At 59.6% G+C, this 25,996-nt stretch carries 13 protein-coding genes and 7 pseudogenes; 6 read left to right on the plus strand and 14 right to left on the minus strand.

Annotated features, from left to right (window positions below; all coding sequences use genetic code 11):
- Positions 1-22 precede the first annotated feature (22 nt).
- The 5 genes and pseudogenes from X728_RS161160 to X728_RS161145 form a co-directional block, all read right to left on the minus strand.
- Positions 23-3,964 (minus strand): AAA family ATPase, encoded by a 3,942-nt coding sequence (locus X728_RS161160; protein WP_023830744.1) that lies wholly within the window; start codon positions 3,962-3,964, stop codon positions 23-25.
- Between the two features lie 921 nt (positions 3,965-4,885).
- A pseudogene (locus X728_RS1000000172220) lies at positions 4,886-5,201 on the minus strand (group II intron reverse transcriptase/maturase); the annotation flags it as partial.
- 647 nt (positions 5,202-5,848) lie between these two features.
- Positions 5,849-5,970 (minus strand): annotated as a pseudogene (locus X728_RS1000000170085) (IS3 family transposase); the annotation flags it as partial.
- 419 nt (positions 5,971-6,389) lie between these two features.
- A complete protein-coding gene (locus X728_RS1000000171325; protein ID WP_245266070.1) occupies positions 6,390-6,941 on the minus strand; it encodes a hypothetical protein in 552 nt (183 codons plus the stop codon).
- Positions 6,919-9,393 (minus strand): FAD-dependent oxidoreductase, encoded by a 2,475-nt coding sequence (locus X728_RS161145; protein WP_031194858.1) that lies wholly within the window; start codon positions 9,391-9,393, stop codon positions 6,919-6,921. Before X728_RS161145 ends, X728_RS1000000171325 begins: the two co-directional genes overlap by 23 nt.
- Positions 9,394-10,116: 723 nt before the next feature.
- Between X728_RS161145 and X728_RS161140 the strand changes: the two genes are divergently transcribed.
- The 6 genes from X728_RS161140 (at position 10,117) to X728_RS161115 (ending at position 18,313) form a co-directional block, all read left to right on the plus strand.
- Positions 10,117-11,595, plus strand: coding sequence for an NAD-dependent succinate-semialdehyde dehydrogenase (locus X728_RS161140; RefSeq protein WP_023830749.1), 1,479 nt, complete (start codon positions 10,117-10,119; stop codon positions 11,593-11,595).
- A 12-nt stretch (positions 11,596-11,607) separates the two neighbouring features.
- Positions 11,608-13,011, plus strand: a complete 1,404-nt coding sequence (locus tag X728_RS161135) for an aspartate aminotransferase family protein (RefSeq protein WP_023830750.1) — start codon at positions 11,608-11,610, stop codon at positions 13,009-13,011.
- Between the two features lie 282 nt (positions 13,012-13,293).
- Positions 13,294-14,367: a GlxA family transcriptional regulator gene (locus tag X728_RS161130; RefSeq protein WP_023830751.1), complete on the plus strand. Its 1,074-nt coding sequence runs from the start codon at positions 13,294-13,296 to the stop codon at positions 14,365-14,367.
- A 182-nt stretch (positions 14,368-14,549) separates the two neighbouring features.
- The gene (locus tag X728_RS161125; RefSeq protein WP_023830752.1) at positions 14,550-15,728 is read left to right on the plus strand and encodes a M24 family metallopeptidase; all 1,179 of its coding nucleotides are present in this window, start codon (positions 14,550-14,552) and stop codon (positions 15,726-15,728) included.
- Complete coding sequence (locus tag X728_RS161120; protein WP_023830753.1) at positions 15,715-16,911, plus strand: amidohydrolase; 1,197 nt, start codon at positions 15,715-15,717, stop codon at positions 16,909-16,911. Before X728_RS161125 ends, X728_RS161120 begins: the two co-directional genes overlap by 14 nt.
- A 118-nt stretch (positions 16,912-17,029) precedes the next feature.
- Positions 17,030-18,313 carry an FAD-binding oxidoreductase gene (locus tag X728_RS161115; RefSeq protein ID WP_023830754.1) on the plus strand — a complete coding sequence of 428 codons (1,284 nt, stop codon included), beginning with the start codon at positions 17,030-17,032 and terminating at the stop codon, positions 18,311-18,313.
- 484 nt (positions 18,314-18,797) lie between these two features.
- Here the strand turns inward: X728_RS161115 and X728_RS161110 are convergent.
- From X728_RS161110 to X728_RS1000000171350, 9 genes and pseudogenes are all read right to left on the minus strand, one after another.
- A pseudogene (locus X728_RS161110) lies at positions 18,798-19,022 on the minus strand (transposase domain-containing protein); the annotation flags it as partial.
- A gap of 28 nt (positions 19,023-19,050) precedes the next feature.
- A pseudogene (locus X728_RS01000000166270) lies at positions 19,051-21,120 on the minus strand (recombinase family protein).
- Positions 21,121-21,603: 483 nt separating this feature from the next.
- Positions 21,604-22,809, minus strand: a pseudogene (locus X728_RS01000000166275) (IS66 family transposase); the annotation flags it as partial.
- Positions 22,781-22,951 (minus strand): IS66 family insertion sequence element accessory protein TnpB, encoded by a 171-nt coding sequence (gene tnpB / locus X728_RS01000000166280; RefSeq protein WP_245266092.1) that lies wholly within the window; start codon positions 22,949-22,951, stop codon positions 22,781-22,783. The gene tnpB and the pseudogene X728_RS01000000166275, both read right to left, overlap by 29 nt.
- A 280-nt stretch (positions 22,952-23,231) precedes the next feature.
- The gene (locus tag X728_RS1000000171330) at positions 23,232-23,483 is read right to left on the minus strand and encodes a transposase (RefSeq protein WP_245266071.1); all 252 of its coding nucleotides are present in this window, start codon (positions 23,481-23,483) and stop codon (positions 23,232-23,234) included.
- A gap of 663 nt (positions 23,484-24,146) precedes the next feature.
- Positions 24,147-24,299 (minus strand): annotated as a pseudogene (locus tag X728_RS1000000171335) (transposase); the annotation flags it as partial.
- Between the two features lie 138 nt (positions 24,300-24,437).
- Positions 24,438-24,604 (minus strand): annotated as a pseudogene (locus tag X728_RS1000000171340) (transposase); the annotation flags it as partial.
- Positions 24,605-25,054: 450 nt separating this feature from the next.
- Entirely contained in the window at positions 25,055-25,528 is a 474-nt protein-coding gene (locus X728_RS1000000171345) for a M24 family metallopeptidase (protein ID WP_245266072.1), read from the minus strand.
- Positions 25,491-25,850 (minus strand): aminopeptidase P family N-terminal domain-containing protein, encoded by a 360-nt coding sequence (locus X728_RS1000000171350; protein WP_023830760.1) that lies wholly within the window; start codon positions 25,848-25,850, stop codon positions 25,491-25,493. The genes X728_RS1000000171345 and X728_RS1000000171350 overlap by 38 nt, the downstream gene beginning before the upstream one ends.
- Between the last annotated feature and the right edge of the window lie 146 nt (positions 25,851-25,996).

A 25,996-nucleotide genomic window follows, 5' to 3' on the forward strand; every position in this document is an offset into this window, starting at 1 on the left:
CGGGATCAGATGTCGATTGCGGCTAGACGTTGTAAAGCACGCCGACGATTTTCCGGGCGCCAACGACCCACGGAACCCCATTTGCAGCCTTTCCCACGGAAAGGACCTGTGACGATCCCATCCCGCCTACGCTCTCGAACAGCCTGAGATGGGAAAGGTCGCCGGGAAGCGCCGACCCCACCCGCTTGAAAATGCTGGATCCGTCATCAAGGCAAAGGGCGACGAGCGCGCCCTGATGATGCCCGAAGGTGTCGAGTTGGACGTGGTCTCCTCCGAGGACAACTTGCTTGTCGAGCGCGAGCGGCACGGCACTTTCATCGACCACGCGGAAGGCGATTGCGATCCGCTGCAACTCCCTGTTGGCGTCGACGGCCACGGCCTCTTCCGGGCCATGATCGACGCGCACCGTGTGGTCGAAAATGATCCCGACAACTTGGTGGATTGCCGTTTCATCCTCAGGAAGGAAGACGGTTTTTGGATTGCGGATGCGCGGGTCCGGCGTCTCGGCGGTGAGGCCGATTAATCCGCCACCATTTGCGCTGCGAACCAACCGGCGCGCGTAAATGTCCTTGCCGTGCCGAGCGATCACAAGCCGCCGGTCCGAGCTTGCCGTTGGGATGAACTTGACGATCGCAAGGCTGCCAGCGGGTGCCGCGAACCCGAAGTTGGCTCGCCTGAGATAGTATGCAACACAGCCCTCAAGAACGTTGGGATCGAGAATTTCCGGTTCATCCTGGGTTTCTGCAGCCGCTCGGTGCCGGGTAAAGGCCGCCAAATCAGGACAGATGACGGCCCGCGGTGGAGCGAGCCGGGTAAAGTCGATCGCGGCCGGCGCCTCAAGCTTCTGCTTCGCTGCTGGGACATCCCGCCGGCGCCAGCGATAGCATTCTTCACGCATGTCCTCCGCAAGATTGATCAGATCAACCAATTGGCCAGCACACTGCGCGACCTCACCAGCGGTGATGTCTAGGCGACGCCCGTGATGGGCCTTGTTCATCAAGGCCACCACCGGGGAATTGTCGCCCAGCGCGGAATGTTCAGCGAACCGCCTGAAAATGTCTGCGCCAAACATCCCGGACGATCCGGCGCGCACCAAAGGGCGCATTCGCTGCACGAAATCGGCGAGTGTGGGATTCGGTGTAGCCTTGGCCCAAGATGAATGGGCCGGATCGTCGAACATGTCCCCAAGCTGCGCCTCGAGGAAGACGCGACATCCATCGGCGAAATCGTGTGCGGGCTCTTCTTCATTTGGGTCGGCATCGAAGCGCTTCTTGCGCTCAAGCAGGACGGAATGGGGCACGATCGTCCTGACACGGGGCTGCAGCCGTGTCGCGGGATGCACCGCAAGATGCTCAATTCCGCCCGGAAGCTGGATTTTGGCAACCCGGCCGCTGAAGCGGGGATCATAGGACGTAACGATCACCTGCGCGCCCCCGCTCGCCAAGTTTCCGAGCGCGGTCGCCAGCCGCTCCCGGTTTGCGTCGTCAAGCAGCTCCTGGGGATCGTCAAGCACGAGGGTAGTCAAGCCGCCGCGCTCCTTCAGCACGTGCTGCCAGAAGGCGAAAAAGAACGCGACCAAACTCGCCCGCAGGGCCGACGCGTTCGTGACATGTTGGGCTGGGGCTGCGACACCTCCTGCTTGGACGACGAGGTCCAATTCTCCTTTGCGGCCCATACCGGTATCGACGAGTCGATGAGCCGTATCGGGAAATGCCCCGAGATAGATCAGATCACGCCACGCGGCGGCGTCCGTTCGAAGGATCTTCCGAAGTTGGTCAACTTGCTGGTCAGCTAGCGTTCCCAAATCAGCGAGTTGGCCGAGCGCCGTGCTTGCCGTCGCGTAATTGGCAAGCCGGGTTTCAGCCGCCCGGCGCGTCGCCAAGTGCTTTGAGAACCGTGCACACTGGGTCAATGCGTCCGATATCGGCTCGGCTGCTTTGACGATGTTTTGAAGTTCCAACAGCTTCCCGGTAAGGGTAAGCTTCTCTGCAGGCTCCCGTTCCTTGGGCTTGCGCCCGAGTACGCGGGTCAGGACATCCTTTGCCAAGGCATCGTTGTTCTGGCGCCAACGGGCAAAGCGGATTGCCCGGTCAAGCCGCTCCAAGGCCAGTTGAAGGTCGCTACACCCTGCTGGCAACGCGATGGCGATGGGATCATCCAACTCCGCGCGGTTTTCGAATACGGCATCGAGACTCAAGGCCGTGGGGGACTTCAACTCGCCAAGAATGCCTGCGAACGGTGCGAACGAAAAAGCCTCGTCAACGAGCGCTTTTCGGAGAAGGTCGCACGGATTTGACGGCAACTCCGTGACCAACTCAGCGCGAAGCGCCTCGGGTAATGAGCGCAACAGATCACCATGGGCATTTGCTGCCCAATGGGCAAGGGTTTGCGACAAGAGGGTAGCATCGGAAGCAGCCCCGGCTAGGTGTTGTTTGACCGGCTGGCCCGTCACAGGGTCAACGGCATGGGAATGATCGCCACCACACACTACGCACCGGTCTTGGTCGCGTTCTGGGTCCGGATGATCCGTCATCCAGGCCTTGATCCGTGCATACAAGCGCGTGCGTGCTGCGCTCGACGGATTTTGCGCCAGCCCCTGGAGGGTTCGCGATTCAGTCAGAATGGCAGTTAGCTTGTTTTCGGCTTCGCCAAGCTCGTCCGGCGTCAGTTTGCGGAGGTCGGCGAGCCGTGCGATCGACTTCAACGTTTGAGGCTGGCTGACACGCTCGAGCGCGCGACCGATATTCTCTTCGAGGTCCAAACGCAGTTTTGCATCGGCGGGGTCGAAACGCCCGCCAAGGATCTCTTTCGCGGACTCAAACGCGGATGCCTTTGCGTCGTCGAAGTGCGTCTTGATGGTCTTAAGCTTTTCCTCAATCGCCTTGTCGTCCGACGGGACTGGCACCGGCGTCGGCGGCTCCAGGACAGCATGCGTCTGAAAGATCTTTTCCAGGTCGCCTTTGGCAACGTTGTAGTCGGCGTCCGCCTTATCGCGTTCGCCGCGCTTGGCCTTGACGAGATCTTTGTCGATCTTGGTTTTCGCGCGACGCGTATGTGCAGCAAGGTCCACGAGCGCTGACAACCCTGTAAGCTCGGACACTGCGCGTCCCAATTCCGACTCGGATCCCAACCGAATGAGCGGGAGTAAGCCCGGCATGACGGTGCCAATGCGAAGTGCGATGGGATCGACCCCGAGCGGGGTAAGATCGGGCGGCAACTCCTTCAGCTTGCCCTGAAATGAGCGCGTCATGCTGCGGCGGACGGGGGGAAGCTCCACGCCGCCATCTTCAACGAAGGTCAGTTCAACCCATGTATCAGCTAGAACCCAGTCCTTGTCGGGTCGGTATTGGTCCAGCAGTGGCATGGGTGTCAGTGAGGACAATTTGTGCGTTGTTCGCTCGTCCTCCGCATTGCCTATCCAGCAATCGAAGTCCTCTGGGCTTTCCGGTTCGCGCTGGGGCCGAAGCATCTGACCTGTGAGCGTCCAGATAACGGCATTGAGCAGCGAGGTCTTGCCGGATCCGTTCCGCCCTTCGAAGAGCGTGATTGGGCACGAGAACTCATGGACATAATTCTCCGGGGCCGCATCCGGTGTCCCAAACTTGTGCAGGCCGGCGAACCGGTGAGCCTCCACCCTCTTCAGCCGAAGTCGCCTGTTGTTCGCGTTCGCGGGCCGCGACGGCAAGGCCTTCACAGCAGGTGGCGGTTGGGAAATCGCGTCTACGAGTTCTTCCGCATGCGGAGAGCGGACATCAGCAATCCAAGCCGCCGGGCCACGATTTTGGTACCATCCCAACGCGCTACGCGTTGCAGCATCGGGCAGAGAGAAGGTGCGCGCGCCCTCAATGAGAACTGGCGTGCCTGCGATTAAATCGGCAACTAACGAGTCAATGGTGTGCAAATGCAGCGCACGAGCATTCAATCCATCGATGTTTTCGTCGGTCCATTGTTCCGCCTGAGACATCGTTCACCAAAGGTACTGAGTTACAGCGACAGCGATACTAAGGAGCGATACTAAGAGAAGAATTGGCCGAGATCAGAAAAATGTGCCTTCACGGGGAGGTTACCTGCCACTCGCTTTGCAGATCATGTCTGTTTATGGGCAGTGGCGGAGTCACCTCTACGGCCGATATGCTGAAGGCGCATTGCAGCCAATCGCAGCGCAGAGAATTAAGAGGCTCATCGGATAACGGCGCAGCCCAACAGCAAACCCCTAAATGTTCTCGGAATGCTCGGCCGTTTCTCCCGGGCGGCCGGAACATGAATGAAGCTGGTCCGTCGCGGTAAGCGCTCATACTTTAGTCCTCATATGCTCTGGCTCGGCTGCACCGCGAAGTCATCAGTAGGTCTTCTTTTGAATAGTCTAGGGACAGTCAAGTGTCGGCTCGATAGGTTTTTATTGCCGATATCTGTCTGCGCATCCATATGTTTAAGCATTGATGCCCCTGCATGGGACCGGGCTAGGCTTGACACACTTACTCCTTACAACCTCCAGCAAGGCCAATGCCGAACCTGTCTGGCAAACACTTCCGTCGATCACCGGCAGTTTGCCGGAACATTCGACCTTCAGTAATCCGGCTGCTTTAAGTGATTTTATTCCCCGGTCTCCGTTCCCCAGTCTCCGTCCTTCTAGGCTAATCCTCGATAACGGACGGGCTCAATGCCCGCTTCGTGAAATATAGCAGCGCCAAATGGACCGCGTTGCGAATAACCGTCCCCTCGTCGCAGAAAATCGGCGTTTTTGGGCCATCTGCGCGCAATTCCCGCAGCATGCTGATCGGCAGTGCGAAAATTCCCGCTCTACCGTCACGCGGGCAGGTCCTAGTTTTTCTTTACGGAGCTGCCGAGGTGCATCGTTGCGGTGGAGGCGTGCGCGACGGCGTGTCAGGCTCGGTATACCCAGTGGTCGTAGCCTGCCATTGGCTTTCGGGATATAGATCCGCTTGACCAGCTTCGGGCGATAGGTGCCCTTCAGCAGGTTCGTCCGCAGGTCGGCCAGATGGCGATCCAGCCCGGCCTGCATGCGCTGCTTATCCATTTCGTCAATGCCGGCGTCCGGGCGCCACTTGACGCCAGAACGATCCGGGCGGCTTCGGCAAGCCATTCCCGATCGGCAAGAGCCGAAGAAGACGATCGAACCGCCGGTTCGGATCGCTTTCAGCCCATGTTGCGAGCTTGTGCTGCATTTCGCTGATTATCAAAGGTCTTCACCTCGTTTGGTCAGGTAATTTGCACTCCAAGCAGATTGAACTGTTCCCCTTCGCCATGTGGCAGGCTTTCCCTGCCGCGGACTACTGCGGGAACTCCGCCAGCATGATGGACATCAGGGTCAACTCCCTTGCGACGCAGAACATCGTGGGCATTCCATCATGCCTTCCCTCGTTCATATGCTGGACATTCCACGCACTGGGGAGGTTGCCGGTCGCAGTCCTTGCGTCCCGCAAGTCGATACCGCTGCCATGGTCTGGCTGTGTTCTGCCCATAGCTCCCTGCAGGCGACCTACATATACGCCCACATTCGGATGCCGCCGACATACGTCTCCGGCGACCTCATCAGCATTTCGCCTGTTAAGCCGTGTAGGCGAAGGCGACATTTCAGCCCTCGGATGCGGATTAACCGGTTCGTGTTCCTCAACCTTCCAGTGCTACAGCCTCGGGAACCATCTCGGCGTAACGGCTTCGCCTCAATTCCCTTTACCTGCGGGCTACGTCACCCTGCCAGTTGACGACAGGTCACCGCCGCTTGGGCTCTTGCCCCCTCACAGCAGGAAGCAGGGCATTCTTCAAATTCTCCTTTCTCAATGCATCCAGTCATATGCACCCCGGACCATCCGGGACGAGGCGCACTGTAGGTGAAGTCCGAGAGCCAGAGCATGTTCGGCGCCGGGCATGGAAGACCCGGTTCACATGGTCGAGCGGACATGGCGCGGCCTTGTCCCGCACCGTGGTGCGGATTGGCTTGCCGCGGAGCGGCCGATGGAGCTGGAGGTGATGCGGGTGCGGCCACCGCCGAGAAGGCGATCGCAAATTGGCGCGACCTGGGCCATTTGTTCGGTATTCAGCGTTTGTCGATTTGGCCGCCTGTCTTTACCCCCTGCAAGATGGGTTAACGGGCCTCTCGCGCCGGCGACTGAGGCCCGTTAACCCATCTAGCAGCCGTCGATTTCGAAGAGACTGATCGCTGTGATGCAAAAACGACAGGCGAGATACGCTTTCAATCCGAATCCCTCCCTGGCCAAGCAGTTTGCCAGTCTAAGCTGCCTGGATCGTGCCCACTGAGGTGGTGTAACTGACGGCAGTGGTCGCCGTGCTCTCCGGCAGGGCCGGAATGATCAGCGTGCCACTGCGGCAGGCTGATGAGCGGATCATCACTCATCTGGCTGATGGTCTCAAGGGTCATATAGCTGGCCCGCCGCTCGCATAAAGGCTTGAACAAAGGCGGAGAATTCTCTCACCCGCCGTTCGAATACGGAACTCGACGTCTTCGAGATCGGGCAGATCGAGCAGACGCGCGGGCTCATCGACGAGGCGCTCGTCGAAGGACGCTCCTTCTTCCAGCTCTGCCTTGGCGTTCGCGGCGGCGCGCCGGCGAATCCAAGGGCATGCTGGCACTGCGCGATTTTCTTCCAACGAACGCCGTCTAGAGCGCGTTCGGGATCGGGGCCGCGTGATTCCCGATGCTGGCGCAATCGGTTCTGCTCGGCGGCCATGTCCGGGTCGGTCTGGAAGACAACCTCTATGTCGGTCGGGGTCGCCTCGCCTCGGGCAATGCGGAACTGGTGACACGAGCGGTCGAGATCGTCCAGGCACCGGGCGGTGTCGTGGCGACGCCAGCGCGGGCGGCTTGTCAGCTGACCTGGTTCAATTACAGCCGCGGAAGAGCTTTTTTTCCATCCGCGCGTCCGCAGCGGCGCAAAATCATTGCTTAGCTCGATCTCCATTTGGGTCGAAAAACGCGCGGAGCGACGCGTCGGCTTCGTAGAGTTTGCCGGCGATCTCGATTTCCCATCGACTGTTTTCGATTAAATCCTTCGTGACACCGGCGGGATGGTTTACATATCCCATTCCTATTGACGTTCCAATTGTGAAGCTCTTTACGCCGGAAGAAATATAGCCGACGATCTTTCCGTCGCAACGGATAAGTTCTTCATTAAATAGAACGGGTTTCGGATCGCGAATCATGAACGATACCAGTCTCTTCTTTAGTGGGCCGGAATTTTTTTGAGAGGTTAACGCTTCCTTCCCAATAAACCCACCTTCTTTGTTCCAATCAACTGTAAATCCTAAGCCCGCCTCAAGCAACGTGTCGACGGGTGTAAGATCCAGCTGGTATTCTCGGTAGGCGCGCTCGGATCGTAGATGTTCAAGCGCGTGGTATCCTGCAGCCTTTAGGCCATAGGCTTGGCCGGCCTCCCAAACAACATCAAACACGTGCTGAGCCATCTCGGTCGGGATATGCAGCTCCCAACCAAGCTCCCCGACATAAGTCAGCCTGTTGGCTATTATGCGAGCATACCCGACATCGATTTCCTGACTTGTAGCGAATGGGAACGCTGAATTTGCCAAATCTGTATCGGTAACTTGGGACAGAATCTCCCGGGATTTAGGTCCTTGCAATGATAGGACTGCATAAGCAGACGTGACATCAGTGACCGTAACATTCCAGTCATCCCTAACGTGTTTTGTAATCCAAGCTTTATCCCGAGGATGAACGGTCGCTGAGGAGATAATGAGGAACTCTGTCTGTGACAACCGATTTACTGTAATGTCTGTCTCGATTCCACCGTGTTTATTGAGCATATGTGTGTAGACAAGCTTTCCAACGGGCACGTCCACATTGCCCGCGCAGAGCCACTGAAGGAAACGACACGCATCACCACCTTGCACTAGATGCTTGCCGAATGAGCTTTGGTCTAATAGGATGGCCTCGTTACGAGCGGCCTTACACTCTTGACTCGTATACTTGAACCAGTTCGGCTCATCGTAGGAGTAGAGGTTTTTCGTCGATTCCCCCTCCCCCGCGAACCACAACGGACGCTCCCAACCCATGCCTTCACCAAAGCTGGCTCCAAGCTTAGCCCATCGATCATGAAGTGCGCTTTTCCTGACGCCGCGGGAGGTCTCCGGCTGGTAAGCCGGCCAGTGCATCTTGTAGTGAAGACCCACCACTTCGGCTGTACGATCGTGCAAATATCTTTTATTGATCTGGAAGGGGTGAAACCGCGTGACATCGATGAAGCTGGTATCCATCTGGGGCTCGCCAGCAATGATCCATTCCGCCAGCGCTCGCCCTGCTCCAGCACCGTACTCAATACCTTCCGAGTTGTACCCAGATGAAACGTAGAGATTTTTCAGTCCGGGCACTTCACCTATCATAAACAGAAGATCTGGAGTGAAACTTTCAGGACCGTTGAAAAATTTGGCAATGCCTGCGTTCGCGAGCTCAGGAACAATCTCTATTGCCTTGGTCATCGGCAATTCAAAGTGGTCCCAATCTTCGCGGAGCTCGATGAAGGCTGTTCCTTTCGGAAGCTTTTCCATCGGAAGCGGCTTCCCCCACGGCTCGAACGCGCCCACAAGGAGCTTTCTTGTGTCTTCTTTCAAATAGACGTGGCCGTCCGTGTCGCGCAGCACAGGCAAGGTCGGCGTCACAAAATCCATAGGTTCGGTCACTACATAGAAGTGCTCTGCGGCGTACAAGGGGACCCGCGCACCTAGCTTGGATGCAAGATCTCGGGTCCAAAGCCCACACGCGAGTACGAGAACTTCAGCTTCAACGACACCTTCATTAGTTCGGATTTGATAGTAACCTTCTGAAGTCTGCCAAAGGTCCTTAACGTCGGAATTTTCGAAGATCTTCACGCCGTTTTGTTTAGCGCCAATTGCTAAAGCCATGCATGTGTCGACTGGATTGGTTTGGCCGTCTCCAGGGATGAAGACTGCACCTTCGATGATAGACGAATTGAGGGCCGGATATAGCCTCTTAGCCTCGCTCGGCGAAATCATGTGGGCCTCAAGCCCAAAACTCTTAGCAATTGATGCATTGCGTGCAGTTTCATCGAGGCGCTCTTTGGTTCTAGCGACCCCAAGCGTGCCATTTTGCTTGAACCCCGTAGCTTGTCCGGTTTCGGACTCCAGAGCGGAGTAGAGTTCCGCGTTGTACTTCGCAATCTCCGTGAGTGCGTGAGTACCGCGCGTTTGCATGATCAAGCCAGCGGCATGCCACGTGGTGCCAGATGTAAGCGTGTTTCGTTCTAAAAGCGCGACATCCTTTTTGCCGTTTTTTGCGAGGTGATACGCGACACTCAAACCCGCGATTCCTCCCCCTACGATGAGAATCTCGTGATTGCGGTTGGGTAGTTCACGAGGGCGAAGGGGCGAGTTGGTGATCATATGCGTCCTTGTTGGATTTTGGCAGTGGTGGCGCCAAGGTATTCCGATCGTTTGGGCAGATTGATCCCCGTCCGACGCTGCCGCACCGGCAACAACATTCATTTGTGCCACGTTAAATGAGGAGGCTCGTCGAGATGGTGCTCGTTGTGAGACGACGACGCAGTTATTCTGCATATTTGTCGGCTTATTCGCCGCTGTTATGCTGCCTCCGGCAAAGCGAACGCATCCAAGGTACGCGCGCCGGTGTTGTCAGCCGCATCGTTCTGCTTCTGCACTCCTTCGCAGCATTTTCAGTGTTGTTTTCAAGGCACCGACGGAGACCTAAAGCCGGCGCCGACGTTTTGACGACTTGCCCGACATACCGCGCCATCCTAGTGCGTTCCTGAGCTCGCGGAGATACCGGCGCGACGCCGCCTACCGTTCGCACTTCAATATGTCCGAAACAAGCGGGAGGCACATCCGCGTCCCCTGTGTGCTGCGCATACAAGCGCCGGGACATCCTGCAACCAGCCAGCGCCGCCCCAAGGGCTGAAAACAGCTGGCACTAACGTCACGTCCCGTGGCGCGTGAGACTTACTTGTCTGCATGGCATAGAAGATGGAGAAATCCGCAGAAAATGCCCGCTGTTCGCAGGACAACGCCAAGATGGCCTGGAATTGCGCCGCCAACCGAACCGCTGGCGCGGTTAGTTTGATGTAAATCGAAAAATTGACGGAGATACACATGAAAGGTTCCGCAGCCGCCGCATTAAAGGGGCTCAAACGGCAGGACCTTCTGCAAAAATGCGCCTATGTGGGGGGCGCTTGGCTCTCCAGAGCTGAAACACTCTCGGTGCTGGATCCCGCTACTGACGAGGAACTCGCTCAAGTGGCAGCTTGTGATACGTCTGACGTGGGCAACGCAGTCAACTTCGCGAGAACCGCATTTCTGCGATGGCGCAATGTTCTTCCTTCGGAACGGGGCACACACCTGCGGAAATGGGCAGCCGGAATGCGTGATAATGCGGAAGACCTTGCCGCAATCATGACCGCCGAGCAGGGCAAACCCTTGGCCGAGGCTCGGGGTGAAATTTCATATGCCGCTAGCTTTCTTGACTGGTTTGCAGCGGAGGGCGAGCGAGCATACGGCGAGACCATTCCGAGCCATCTTGCCGGAAGTCAGTTGGCCGTGCGGATGCAGCCGATTGGAGTGACCGTCGCAATCACGCCATGGAATTTTCCGTCGGCAATGATCACCAGAAAAGCTGGGGCCGCGCTGGCTGCCGGCTGCACCATGATTGTGAAGCCCGCCCAGGAAACGCCCTTGTCAGCTCTGGCGCTTGCCCGTCTTGCCGAGGAGGCAGGAGTCCCCGCCGGCGTGTTTCAAGTGATCACGGGGGAGGCTGCCCCGCTCGCAAAACGGCTGTTGGATCATAGCGATGTGCGGGCATTCTCCTTCACGGGCTCGACCGAGGTCGGCCGGATCCTGCTCGAACAGTCCGTTAAAACCCTGAAGAAGGCTTCACTTGAACTTGGCGGCAATGCTCCTTTTATTATTTTCGATGACGCACCGTTGGAGGCTGCCGTGGCTGGATGCATGGCAGCAAAATTCGCCACATCCGGTCAGGACTGCCTGGCAGCCAACAGGATCTATGTTCAGCGGGGAAGCTATCAGCGCTTTGTGGAAGAATTCGCGAAGGCCACCAGTAAACTGAAAGTCGGTCACGGATTGGAGCCTGGTGTCGACATTGGCCCAATGACCAAACCATCTGTCGCCGAAAAGTGCAGGCGACAGGTTTCCGAAGCTCTTTATGCCGGAGCCCGCATCGTTGTTGGCGGACAGGCTAGTCCGCTCGGGAGCAATTTTGTCACCCCGACCGTTCTCGCCGACGTCACGGACGACATGCTGATTGCCAAGGAAGAAACTTTCGGTCCAATAGCGGCAATCTTGGTTTTCGACGACGAGGCGGAAGTGCTCGCCCGAGCCAACAACTCGGAAATGGGTCTTGCGGCGTATGTCTATACGCGGGACCTCAACCGCGCCATGCGGCTGACCGATCAACTGGAGTACGGCATGGTCGCCGTCAACACCCCGAAATTTACCGGCGCTCCCATACCCTTCGGCGGATGGAAGCAATCCGGCCTCGGCCGCGAGGGCTCAAGACATGGTCTCGCAGAATATCTCGAACCCAAATACGTGTGCATCGGCAACATCGCAGCCTGAAAGGAAAGCCCTATGACTATCAACATCAAGGATATCAGCGAAAAGGATAGAAACGCTGTCCTGCATCCTTTCACGCAGCTCAAGGATTTTGCCACCGGCAAGCTCGGTGATCCGACCATCGTCGAGACCGGGAAGGGGATCCGCATTCAGGACGCGCATGGCAACAAATTCATCGATGGTTTTGCCGGCCTCTACTGCGTCAATGTCGGCTATGGCCGCACCGAAGTGGCAGAAGCGATCTCGCGTCAGGCCTATCGCCTAGCTTATTATCACTCCTATGCGGCGCACACGACGGATGAGCTCGCGATCCTTTCCGATCGCCTCGTGAAGATGGCACCTGGCAAGATGAGCAAAGTGTTCTACGGCATGTCGGGCTCGGACGCCAACGAGACCCAGGCCAAGCTTGTCTGGTATTATAATAATCTTCGCGGCAAGCCGACCAAGAAGAAGATCATCTCGCGCGAACGCGGCTATCACGGATGCAGTGTCGTGTCCGGCTCGATGACGGGCATGAGCTTCTATCACGACCACATGGACCTTCCGCTCCCCCAGATCGTTCACACCGGTGTTCCACATCATTACTGGGGCGCGAACCCAGGCGAGTCCGAACGCGAATTTTCATCGCGCCGCGCCGAGGAACTTGATCAGCTGATCGAACGCCTGGGCCCGGACAATGTTGGCGCCTTCATTGGCGAGCCGGTGCTCGGCACCGGCGGCATCACGCCTCCGCCGGAAGGCTACTGGGAAGCAATCCAGGCCGTGCTCAAGAAGCACGATGTGCTGCTGATCGCCGACGAAGTCATTACCGGCTTCGGCCGCACGGGCTCGGTGTTCGGCTCGCAGCACTATGGCATCGAGCCAGACCTCATCACGATTGCAAAGGGTCTGACTTCGGCCTATTTCCCACTTTCCGCGGCAATTGTCGGTGAGAAGGTCTACAAGGTTCTCGAAGACGGGGCGGACAAGGTCGGCGCATTCTCGCACGGCTACACCTATTCAGGTCACCCGATCGGGGCTGCCGCGGCCAACGCGGTTCTGGACATCGTCGAGAAAGAAGACCTTCCGGGGAACGCCCGCGACGTTGGTGCATTCTTCCAAGCGCAGCTGAAGGAGAAATTCGCGCAATTGCCGATTGTCGGCGAAGTGCGCGGCGTTGGCCTTATGGGCGCAATCGAGTTTGTGGCCGATCGAGACAACAGGAAGCGTTTTGATCCGACACTCAAGGTTGGTGCACGCATCTCCAAGGCAGCGCGCGACCGCGGTCTGATCGCCCGCGCCATGCCACACGGCGATATCCTTGGCTTTGCCCCACCGCTCGTCACCACCAAGGCTGAGGCGGAAGAGATTGTTGCTATCGCCGAAAGCGCAGTGCGCTTAGTCATGGATGAGCTTACGCGGGACGGGGTTAGCATCTAGACGGGCGGCAGCCGAATTTGCGGTGGCGAGATGCTCTGAAGGTCTGCCCGATCGTTCAACAGGCGCAGCTTGGCCCCCTCTACGGAGCGCTTCACCGGTGACAACCTGATTGGGCAGATCAAGTGACGCTTATCGGAGAATCATCGGCCCCGACCGCAACGGGGCGGCGCCGAAAGCGCCCAGGCATGAGAGCAGAGCCTAGCTCGGAACCCGAGGCGATCGCCTCGGGCCCGGCAGGCTTTCGCTAGAATGTTGTCGAATACGGGAAAGGAACCAGCCGGGATGCTAGACTTACAGTCCACATGCCGAAATTTTTGCTTTTACCTCCTGCCGGCCTTTTCGCTTCAGGCCTTCTCGTCGGCAGTAGCAGCGCTGAGGCTCGCCAATGAGGTGTTGGGGCGGGACGTGTATAGCTGGCAGGTCATTTCGGATGACGGGCAACCTGCGGCCTCGAGTTGCGGGTTGTTGGTTTGCGCCGATTCTTCGTTATTATTCGAACGTCAAAGAGCTCGTCGATCGATATCAGCACCGGCTGTTGTGGTTGTCGGCGACCGCAATGCTCCTAGTCCGCACAAACAGCTTGATGCCTGGCTACGAGAGTGTCGGAACCGCCGCGGCAGCCTCGTAGGGATAGGTAGCGGTACGATTGTGCTTGCTCGGGCGGGACTTGCAGAAGGGCGGCGTTGCGCGGTTCACTGGGAGCAATTTCCTATGTTCTCTGAGCTGTTCCCAAGTGTGCTAGCCGCTCAAACCGCGTTCGAGCAGGACGGGCACTTACACACTTGCGCCGGGGGCGACGCCCCCTTCGACATGTTTCTCGGCATGGTTGATCAGCATCATGGGACGACAGCCGTCAACCGTATTTGCGAAAAAGCTATCGCGTGCAGGACCCGTGCAGCGGGCGACCGCCAACGTCTCCCTCTTCACTCTCGAGTGCAACTCAATCACCAAGCGGTCATCAAGGTAATCGACCAGATGGAATCAAACCTCACGGAGCCATTGCTACTGGACGAAATTGCGGGGTCAGCCGGCCTATCGCGGCGTCAAATCGAGCGGCTGTTTAGGCGGGAACTGGGATGTTCTCCGAGCCGCTATTACTTGGATCTTCGTCTGGAACGTGCGCACCTGCTTCTCATCAGCTCGCGTCTGCCGGTTGTTGAAATTGCGATGGCTTGCGGCTTTGTCTCTGCATCGCACTTCTCGAAAGCGTACCGCGAGGCCTACGGATGCGCGCCGCATCAATCACGATTACCAGTCTACCAGCGAAAAAAAATGCGGTTGAACCGTCCGCATGAAAATAGAGCCACGCAAGTCGATCGTGGGGGCAGTAGCGAAAGAGTGCCCAATTGCCACTAGCCGCGAGCCGTGTTGGCCCTTGAGGTCGGCTACGCCGCGCTTTTGATGAATGCCTAAGCGTACCAAGCGAGCGAAGGACATTCGAAGAGGTTCGGCGAGCTCTTGTAGATTTCCACCGCAAATCGGCTCAGCCCGCCTGTTTGCCATATAAACACTCCGACGATAGAGAAGATGATCTCGATATGATCCCATTGCCTTTCCGCCCGCACGAATACCGGAATAGGCTTTCCGCCATACGCGCGGAAATGGCGCGCCGCAACCTCGATCTGCTGATCGTCAACGATGTCGCCAACCAGCACTACATCACCGGCTATGACGGCTGGTCATTCTACACGCCGCAAATGGTTCTGGTGCCGCTCTCCGATGAGGAGCCGGTCTGGATCGGCCGCGCCATGGATGCAGCGGGCGGGCTGCTGACGGCGTGGATGAAGCCCGAGAACGTCGTCGGCTTCCCGGAAGATTATGTCCAGCGCGCTGACCGCCATCCAATGGACTGGATTGCCGATTGGATCACGAAGAAGGGCTGGGGGCGCGGCAGTATCGGTATCGAGCTCGAGGCCTACTACTATTCCGCAAAGGCGCATGTGCGGCTGACCAGGGGCCTGCCCAATGCGATCTTCCACGACGCAGACCTTCTGGTGAACTGGATCCGCAGCGTCAAATCGGATGCCGAGGTCGAGTATCTCCGGAAGGCCGCGCGCCTTGCCGAGGCGGCGGTCACCGCGGCCTATGAGATTATTGCCCCAGGCGTGCGCGAGTGCGACGCCATCGCGAAAATTCAGGCCGCCCAAATAGCCGGCTCGCCGGATTTCGCTGGCGACATCACCGCCCTGCCGCCGACCATACTGGGTGGCGAAAATGCCTCGGCGCCGCATATTATGTGGAGCGACCGCCGCTTTGGCGACAACGAAACCGTCGCGCTCGAACTTGCCGGTGTTGTTCGCCGCTACGCCGCCGGTCTGGCGAGGACGCTTCAGCTCGGCGCCATGCCCGCGAAGGTCGGCGACACTGGCAAGGCCGTGCTCGAAGGCATGGAGGCGGTGCTTGCTACGATCAGGCCTGGCATCTCGGCGGAAGACGTCGAGGCGAGCTGGCGGAAGGTTATTCAGCGCTACGGCCTGAAGAAGGAGTCCCGCATCGGCTATTCGATCGGCGCCGCCTATCCACCGGACTGGGGCGAACACACAATCAGCCTGCGCCAGGGCGACAAGACAATCCTGAAGCCGGGCAACGTCCTTCATTCCATCCTCGGCATGTGGATGGACGGCTGGGGGATTGAAGTGAGCGAAACGATCCTCGTCACCGCCGACGGCTGCGAAACGATGACCAGCTTCCCGCGAGAGATCCATGTCAAACGCTGAACCCGACAGTGGATTGATGGATCTCGCGCTGGAACGCCGGATGATCGAGATCCGCCGCCACCTCCACCGCAATCCGGAGCTCTCGAACGAAGAGAGCGAGACGCAGGCCTATCTGAGAGAGGTGCTCGAAGAAGCCGGGTTGAGCGGCATCAGACCCGTGGCCGGCTTCGGACTCGCCGTCGATGTCGTCGGCACGGCCGGTCCCTCGAACCGCAAGGTCGTCATCCGCGCCGATATCGACGCGCTGCCGATCATGGAAACGTCGGGCTTGCCGTTCAGCTCCGAGCGCAAGGGCGTCGTGCATGCCTGCGGCCATGACGCTCACGCCGCAATGGGCTACGCCGCCAGCGTTCTCCTAGAGCGCCAGAAGCAATCGTTCAGCGGCACCGTTCGCATTATCTTCCAGCCCGCCGAGGAGGCGGAGCCGCTCGGCGGCCGCCGGGTCGTCGAAGAAGGGTTGCTGGACGACGTCGACGCGGCAATCGGCGTCCATGTCGATCCTTATACCGCGACCGGAAAGATCGCGGTCGGCGCGGGGCCGTATACGCTTGCGTGCGATATTTTCGACATCACCGTCACCGGCAATTCCGCGCACGCCGCAAAACCGTCCGAAGGCGTCGACGCCATCGCCGTCGCCTGCTCGATGGTGACGGAGCTGCAGAAAATCGTGTCGCGCGAGATCGATCCGTATGACCCGCTGGTCGTCTCCATCACTGGCATCGAAGGCGGCGGCGCCTACAATGTGATCGCCGCCGAGGCCAGGCTGAAGGGCACGATCCGCAGCGGGCATGAAGCGACCCGCCAGCATGCTTGGAAGAGGCTGCGTCAGATTGTAGAAGGCGTGGCTTCAAGCCACCACGCCAGTGCCGAGGTGGACCTGAGGCGTGGCGAACCACCGGTCATCAACGACCCGGACATGGTAGAGATCATCCGCCGAACCGGTGCCGGCCATTTGGGGCAGGACAACATGCTGAGCGCGCCGGGCTGGACGGCCGCCGACGATTTCGCTTTCTACAGCGAGAGGTGCCCTTCGGTCTATTTCCGGCTGGGCATCCGCAATGAGGACCTTGGCGCGGTCTATCCGCTTCACCATCCGCGATTTCGGGTCGATGAACGGGCACTGTCGATAGGGGCTGTCGTCCTCTGTGACTCCGCGCGAAATTTCTTGATGCCGCCGAACTAGTGCGTTGGACGACCCAATGCCCCCTCGCGCATCGCCCGAGACGAACCACAAATTGCCATCACGTAGGCGTTTTGCCGACAGGGGCAATCCGTGTGAATGAGAGTATGAAAGGATGAAAATGCTAAATAACAGTCGTTCCCATGGACTCTGGGAGCGAACCGCGCCAGAGGCTCCACATACTAGCATTCTCCAATACGCCCATAAGCAAGATGTAGCCGTAGTTGGCGGCGGATACACAGGACTTTCGACGGCATTGCACCTGGCGCAAGCCGGTGTAAAGGTCAGCGTGCTTGAGGCGGTGGAGATCGGCTTTGGCGCGTCGGGGCGCAATGCTGGCTTAGTCAATGCCGGCCTATGGATGAAGCCGAAGGATGTGAAATCTAGTCTAGGCGCACCTTTCGGTGAACAGGTCCTCCAACTTCTCGGTAATGGGCCTGCCGAAGTTTGGTCTCTGATCGACAAGCATGCCATCGACTGCCAGGCAGTGAGGAACGGTACGCTTCATTGCGCGGTCGGGGAAGCGGGACTTGATGAGCTCGGGGAACGTGAGCGACAGTGGCAGAAACGGGGCGCGCCCGTGAAGTTTCTCAATGCAGAGGAGACGGCGGCACGTATTGGTACAACTGCCTATTCCGGATCACTTCTCGACCTGCGCGCGGGAACTATCCAGCCACTCGGCTATGTGCGAGGACTTGCACGCGCTGCTATCTCCGCAGGAGCCAAGGTATATAGTTCAAGTGGGGTCACCGGGACCGAGCGATCAAACGGTAAGTGGACGGTGCGCACACCGAGCGGATCGGTCGAGGCCGACTGGATCGTAGTTGCAACGGACGCTTACACTAAAGCACCCTGGCAAGAGCTTAGGCATGAGCAGATACATCTTCCCTATTTCAATGTGGCAACCCGGCCGCTTTCGGACAAACTACAGAAGTCGATTCTTCCCAACCGCGAGGGCTGCTGGGATACGAAGAAAATCTTGAGTTCGTTTCGGCTGGACCAAGAGGGACGGTTGGTTTTCGGCAGTATCGGCGCGCTCGGGGGTACGGGTGCCAGGATCCACCGAGCATGGGCCACGCGTGCCATTCGCAAGCTCTTTCCGCAGATCTGGGAGGTTGAATTGGAGTCCGAGTGGTACGGCATGATTGGGACAACAAGTAACCACCTGCCTCGTTTTCACCGCTTCGCACCGAATGTAGTCAGCATCTGCGGCTATAATGGCCGTGGAATTTCGCCAGCCACGGTCTTTGGGCGTGTGCTGGCCGACCATATTCTCGGGAATGTCGGAGACGCGGATCTGCCACTTCCCGTCACTACCCCGGAAACCCCGGCTTTCCGTGCGCTCAAGGAAAACTACTATGAGGTGGGGGCCCAACTGGCCCACCTCGTCGACGCTCGGTTCTGAAACGACACGGTTGTGGCCTTGCGCGCGCTAGCAATCTTTAGCCCCTTCCGGACCGACCCTCGCCCCCGGGCCGCATCGGGAGCCGCATTCCCGACGATGTCCCGCACGCGCATCCTCGATATGGTGAAATGGCGCTGGACATCCGCTTTCATGCACATGTAGCGGCCCAACGCCGAACTCCTGCGTTGGCGGGGCGTCATTCGTGTAAATCGGCCCATTGAATGCGCTACAATTATTTGCGCAAAGGATTCCCAAGTACGCCACCTCCCAAGGCGCACCGGCCCGGCAGCGAGTTCAGTCTCCTGCCGGGCGTTCAATTTTTGCTGAGAGTCTGCTCACGTTAGCCGCCCTCGGGTCGGTGCCGGCTGGTAGCTGCAAATAGAAGGTGGTGCTCGGTCGTGCCTGGAAGCATCGACCCATTGGTCAACATCGTAAAGGCAAAAAGGCAGTCGTGGCAGCCGTGAATCAAATGTAAGCGCTGTTCTCAGGCCACGGCCTTAAGCTCAGAAGCTTGGATGTAGGCCCAGGGCAGCAGGTCGTCGATCTGGCTGTTAGGGTGGCCGTTGACAATCCTGGTGAGGACATCGGCGAGATAGCCGAGCGGCTCGACACCGTTGAGTTTGCAGGTTTCGATCAGCGACGCAACGGCTGCCCAGTGTTCGGCACCGCCGTCGGAGCCTGCAAAGAGGGCGTTCTTCCGGTTGAGCGCGAAGACTGATTCATTATGCACCCCCTCTTCAAATGGCGGAAAACAGCGCTTCCTGATTGTCGTCGTGGATGCGACGCGGAGTATTGCGCGCCAAATCGGCTTGGATCCGTTCGTCTTCGAGGTCGTTGGCGCGGATCTGGTAGGGCGCACCGCGCATGACCTGTTCGGCGGGCAATATGCCGTCCCTGATGAAACGGCGGATCTTGACGTGCGAGACTCCAAGCCGGGCGGCCGCGTCCGACATGGTGAGTCATTCGCCATTTTTGTCGGAAGATCGATAGCCGCTGATCTTGTGCACTGTGCGTAGCGATTGGACGCGCCGAGCAGTCCAGGTCTTTCCCTGACCGGTCTGCATGCCCATGCGGTTAAGCGTGGCCGCGATTTCGGCATCCGACCACCGCGTTGCCATGGATCGCATGATCGCCAGGGCTTCTTCAGGCGTACGCTGGCCATGCTCTCCGGATTTGGGCTTGCGAACCCGTACCTGTGAGTGCTGGCCTCCATGCCAGTGGATGGTCAAGATCACGTCGCGCGCATCGTCATCGACGTCCGCCACGATGTCCTTGATGAGTGCGCGCAGCATTTGCTGACGACAGCGCATGTCGACACCCGGCGCATTCCAGGTGGCCTCGAGATTCTGGGCGAGGCCCGTGAAGTCCGGAACCGCGTCGACAGGCTCCACACGCTGGACTTCGCTCAGCCGGGCCTCGCAGGTCTCCACGCGCCTGAGCGTGGCTTCCCAACTCCTCTCGAGCTGGGCCGCAATAAGCCGGTTCTCCGGGTCGCAAGCGGCATAGCGGCGCTCGGCGAGCGATGCCTCATAGCGCGCCTGCTGCAGGTCCATCTCGATCATCTGCCGCCGCTTGGCTTCGCTCTCCAGCTGCATCCGTTCAGCCTCCAACTCCGCTTCGATCGCCATCGGCGCAACCGCCTCCAGCGCTTCGCGGGTCACCGCCGCGTCGGTGCGAAAGCCGTTGAACGACATGCATCGCGCCTGGGCCATCATGAGGTTGCCGCGCTCGCAGCGATATACCGGATAACCTTGGCCGCGTCCGGCATACATGACAACCAGTCTTCGCCCGCATCGACCACAGGAGATGAGACCCGGGAGCAGCGCGCGACCGCCGCGGCCCGACTTGACGCCGCCGGCTTTGCCATAAGCGTTGGCCGCGAGCAGTTCCTGGTTCCGTTCGTACTCGCTCCATCCGATGTAGCCTTCGTGATGGTCCTTGAGCACCACCGCCCACTCGCTAGCCGGCTTGTAATGGCCATAGCTCTTGCGAACGCGGCCATCGACGATCTCAGTGCGCTTCTCGCTCTTACCATAGACATAGGCGCCGGCGTAGAATGGGTTCTTCAGAATCGAGATCACGTTGCGATAGCGGATCGGAACCCAGTCGAAGGACACCATCTTCTTGCCGTCGGAGGGTCTGGGGAAATGCACGCCATCGTCGATCATCGAGATCAGGACCTGACGCGCACTGCCGAGTTCGCGGAAGCGCGCGAAGATCAGGCGAATGGTCTCCTGCAGGTGCATGTCGGGATCCAACCCGAGACCGTAATCGCGGTGCCAGACATAGCCGAACGGCACGGAGATGCGCAGTTCTCCGCGCTGTGCCTTGGCGCGGGCGGCCTCGTACATGCGGGCACGCAGCACGCCGAGCTCGAACTCGCTGATGCTGCCCTTCATACCGAGCAGCAGGCGGTCGTTCGGCAACCCCGGATCGTAGACTCCGTCCAAATCGATCACGCGTGCATCGACTTCGCCGCACAACTCGAGCAGCCGATGCCAGTCCGGCCCGTTGCGCGACAGGCGGGACACCTCCAGGCAAAGCACGGCGCCCACATGGCCGGTGCACAGATCGTCGACCAGGCGCTCGAAACCGGGACGCTCCACAGCCCCGCTTGCGGTTCGTCCCAGATCCTCGTCGATCACCTCTACTTTGCGGAATCCCCAGCGCCGTGCGACGTCGACAAGCTCATATTGCCGACGCTGGCTCTCAAGGTTGAGCTGGACCTGCGCCTGAGTGGACTGACGCACATAGACGACGGCCTTGCGCTTGAGGACGGCAGTCGGAATCAGATTACCGCTCGTCATCGCAGCTCTCCTCCTCCGTTGCCACGCCGGCGGCGGCCATCACTACGTTGGCGAGCCGGGCGATCACTATGGTCCGTTGCGCTGAACTCAGCCCGTTCAGCTTCTGCGAGTCGAGCGGCAAGCTGAGTTGGCGAACGACCACGAGAGATCGTGTCGGGGGTGGCAGGGTTCTCATGTTGCGCCTCCGCGATGGTGAAACCAACCGGAGAGCCTCGCCGGAAACGGCGTTCGATCAAGAGCTTGTGAAGCTCAAGCAGCGCGGCAAGCGATACGCGCGGGGAGCCCAGGTCCATTGTCGCGCAAGCCACGGGATCGACCATCCAGGCCGGAGCGGTAATGACATGCCCGGGCACGACGACGAGATGAATGATTCGACCGTTCGCGCGTTCTTCGCTGTTCTCGCAGCGAAGCCGGCGTCCGAAATACGGATGCCAACGATAATGGACTTCGACCTCCTGCCCAACATGGGCAGAATGACCCCGGGATTGCGATCGGACGGATGGAGCGCTCGACTGTATTGGAGTCGATCTCGACGCGGCCGTCGTCGAGGAAGCGGGTCAGGCCTTCCCAGCGCGAGAGAGTGTAGCGGATCGCCTCGGCGAGCTTGGTCTTCTGGCTGATCAGACCGAGCTTCTCGCGCAGCCAGGGTTCGAGATCGGCGACGATAGCGCGGCTATTTTCCTGACGCATCGCGCGGCGCTCGTCGGCCGACCGGCCACGGATGTCATCCTCGATCCTGTAGAGCTCGGCGATGCGCCGGAGCGCCTCGCTGGCGATCGGTGCGGCACCGGCGGCTGCCAGTTCATAGAAGCGCCTGCGGACGTGTGCCCAGCAGAAGGCGAGCGTCACGCCGCTTTTCTCGGCCAGCACGCGATAGCCGCCATAAGCCGTCGACCTGAAGGATTCCGGTGAAGCCTGCAAGATGAGCGATCGGACGCTCGGCCTTTCGGTCCGGCGCATAGACATAGGCGACGCCCGGCGGGTCGCTCCCCTGCCATGGTCGGTCATCGCGGGCATAGGCCCACAGCTGCCCAGTCTTCGTCTTGCCGCGGCCCGGATCGAGCACCGGCGCCGTGGTTTCGTCAGCAAAGAGCTTCGGCGAAGCCTTCATCTTGCCAAGCAGCCGTTCATGCACCGGACGCAGATGCCAGGCGGCGCGGCCGACCCAGTCGGCGAGCGTGGACCGGTCGAGATTGATGCCCTGCCGGGCATAGATCTGCGCCTGACGATAGAGCGGCAGGTGGTCAGCATATTTGGACACCAGCACCTGAGCGACCGTCGCCTCGGTCGGCAAACCGCCCTCGATCAGCCGGGCGGGTGCCGGAGCCTGAACGACCACGTCCTCACAGGCGCGGCAGGCATATTTGGGCCGGCGCACGACGATCACACGCAGCTGCGCCGGAACGATGTCGAGCCGCTCGCTCACGTCCTCACCGATCCGATGCAGGCCATTGCGGCAGCCCGGGCAGGCATGGTCCTCGATGTCGACGACCATCTCCACGCGAGGCAGATGCGCCGGCAGCGAGCCCCGGTTGGACCGGCGTTTGGCAGTCTTTGCCTGTCGCTGGTCCGGAGAGGCCTCTCGGTCTCTTCCTCGTCCGCCGCCTCTATCTGCTCGGCCTCTTCGAGCCCCAGCAGCAACTGATCCTCGGGAAGCGTCTCAGCTCTTCGGCCGAAGCGGTGACGCTGCTTTCGGCCAGCGGAACTCCCCATCTTCCAGGCGTTTGGCGTAAAGGCACACGCCTGTGCCATCCCAGAAGATCAGCTTGATCCGGTCCGTCCGCTTCGCCCGGAAGACGTAGACGGCCCCGCTGAACGGATCGGCCCCCATCGTCTCGCGCACCAGCGCAGCCAGCCCTCCGCACCCTTGCGGAAGTCGACCGGCTTCGTCGCCACCATGACCTTGACCGCGCCCGTCGGCCCGATCACGACGTCGCCTTCAGCGCGCGGATCACTGCGGTCACGGTCTTCGCATCCGCACCCCGGCCAACGCGCATGGTGATGCCGTCGATCTCCAGCTCGATCACACCGGCGTCTCGGGCGGCTTTCTGCTTCCGCCGCCGCCTTGCCGACGGTTCAGGCCTCGGCGCTGCAATCACCGCCGGAACAAACTACGATTCCGGTGCCGGCGCTTCCGCCAACGGCTGACGAGCGGCCCGACGCCAGGCGAACAGCTGCTGCGGGGGCAAAGCGTATCGCCGCGCCACCGCGCTCACGGTCGCGCCGGCTTCGTAGCTTTCCGCCACGATCCGCGCCTTCTCCTCCGGCAGCCATTCGCGCCGCCGACCGGAGCCCGTGAACACCTCGAACCGGCGTGCGGGCTCGTGATCGCTGGATTTAAGCGTAAGCTCTGAAATCGTCATGTGTCGAAGCCCTCAAAGGCTCCGAACATCGTCTCTCACGTCAACGCGCGAAAGGTGCCACCGGAACAGCGCTTACAATCAAATAGTCGGCTCGTCGAAGCAAAGTAAGCCTACGCCGAGGGCCGCCTTGCTCAAGTGGGGTTAATCCGCTGTTTTTCGTGGTGTGAGTGTTTTGCCACGGTGCAAGCAGCGAGGATAGCCACGTGTCCGTTCACCGGATGGAGATCATTACCGGGACTGGTCGGCGACGAAGCTGGCCGACGGCGATAAGGGAGCAGATCGTTTCGGAGACGCTTGCGGCGGAGACCACTGTGACCGAGGTGGCGCGTCGCCACGATGTTGATCGCTCTCTGGTTTATCGGTGGCGTCGTGAGTTCGGTGCGGTGTGGCCGGTCGCCAGCCACACCCGCACGCCGCTCGGAACCGGGATCATCGGGACCCGAGCGCATCCAGAACGCGCCGCAGAGCTTCGGCATCCACATCGCGATCGACCCGGACCCGCCGCCCCCCGCCAAGCTCGATCTCGATGATGCCGCTCTTGCGGCGACGCCGGCCCGGGGCCGCCGATGATGCCGGCACCTCAACAGCGGGCGGCGCAGCAGCGGGGACGATCTCCACCGGGACCAGTTGCGAGGAACCGGCGTCGACCCGATCGCACAGGTCCTTGCGCCATCGGAAGAGCTGGCTGACGTGAATGCCCGCCGATCGCGCGACGTCCGATACAGACACGCCGGGCTCGAACGACGCCACGACCAGGCGCTCCTTCTCCTCCCGCGACCACCGCCGGCGCCTCTCAATGGACGTGATCACCTCCACGCGCGGCATCGTCATAGGGCTACTCCTAGGATTACCCTTAGGACTTCCGACTTTCGCCCTCAGCCCACAAGACGGCCCTCGCCGGACCTCGCCGGAGGCATACGATGCAAAGGATGCGCTGGTCGGGGCAGGATGTCTCAGGTGCAGGCGGATTTGCGTTTTCATCTCGACCACCGCGCTGCGATTTCGATGAGGCGCAATCGCAGCTTGTCGAATTGGGCGACGGCAAAGCTCGGTCGCCTCGGCATCGCGGCGCGCAGGCCCCACATCAGCCAGTAGGCGCCAACCTGCAGGAACAGCCGGAAGTAAGCAACCAAATCCTACGCGATTTCAACGCTTTGCTCCACATCGTCAACCTGCCATGAATTTTTCAGGCTAGTTCCGCTCGAAGTCAGCCGAAGCTGGAGTTCTGCTTGGCCAACCACACCCATGGATGGCTCAGGTCCTGAGCGGCGCAAATGTCGGAGACAATGAATCACAACTCAAACCAAATAGCTCCTGAGCCCGGCTGCCTTGCTGGATTCTGCTGCCTAGTGCAGCGCTTATCACTCGTCAGCCATGCGAATTAGGTATAGGCGTTGGGTCAGGTTAAAGCTCAAAAACCTCCCGAGGCGCGCTTGTAAGCACTTCCACGCCAGACTCAGTTACGCGAACACACTCGCTGATAACATACCCGAATTCCTCATCAATAGCCCAGTTGCCCAGATGCACGTGGAAGGTCATGTTCGGCTCCAGCACTGTCAAGTCCCCTTCCTTCAGGCTGGCGTCGGCTCCGTCCAATCAATTCCAACAGGATAGCCACATCGGGACTCTTTCTTAAAGCCAAGCCTCTCAATTGCGCGATAGGCTGCTTCGGCGACGTCGCTGCAGGTACGTCCCGCGCGAATCGTGCTTAGCGCCGCCTCCAGGCCGGCGACCTGAGCCTCATGTACGCGGCGCAGGCGCTCGGAGGACCGGCCAATAGAGAAGGTCCGGCTAATCGGGGCAGTGTAGCCATGGCGCACACCCGAGATCTCAAGATTTATTTGCGATCCTTGACGAAAGACATCCTCGCTCCATGTGATGTGGCTTGCCCCCGTACGAGGCGACGAGCATAAATGGGGTATTGCCAGTGACGTTCCGGACTTGCCATTGGCGCCGTGCACGAGCGTTGCCACGATTTCGGCGATCGCGTCAGCTTCCCGCACTCCATCACGTATCACTTCCGCGGCACCGAATGATTCCTGCATCGGTGATGGCGGCCGCCTCCTTCATGACAGATATCTCAAGATCGGACTTGACCATTCGGATCCACGTTACGGCGCCGGTGCAATCCACAATCTTCGCTTGTGGGAGTCGCGTTTTGAAATTCGTTTTGAACTTCTCCGCCGAAGGCGCCGTGAGGTTGCCGAGCTCAAGCCCGACGCCGCCGTTAACGACGCCAGCGCTATAAAGGAAATCTATGATACTGTCGAAGCCGTCTTTGTCCGGGTTGCCAATAAGTGCTTCTGGATAGGCGATTACTTTGTCACGCTGCAAGAACGTTTGATGAAGGGCAGCCGGCGCATCCATTTTGCGCACTATGAACGAAGGCTCCTCTTGGTGAATTGAAACCACCACCTTGTGGGACGTAGCCAGACAAGGCCGTGTAGCCTGTAAGATAAGTAATGTTGGATGAATTTAATACGATTAGTGCATCGACGTCCCGCTGCGCGCCA

It is taken from the genome of Mesorhizobium sp. L103C119B0 (genome assembly GCF_000502235.1).
Classification (GTDB): Bacteria; Pseudomonadota; Alphaproteobacteria; order Rhizobiales; family Rhizobiaceae; genus Mesorhizobium.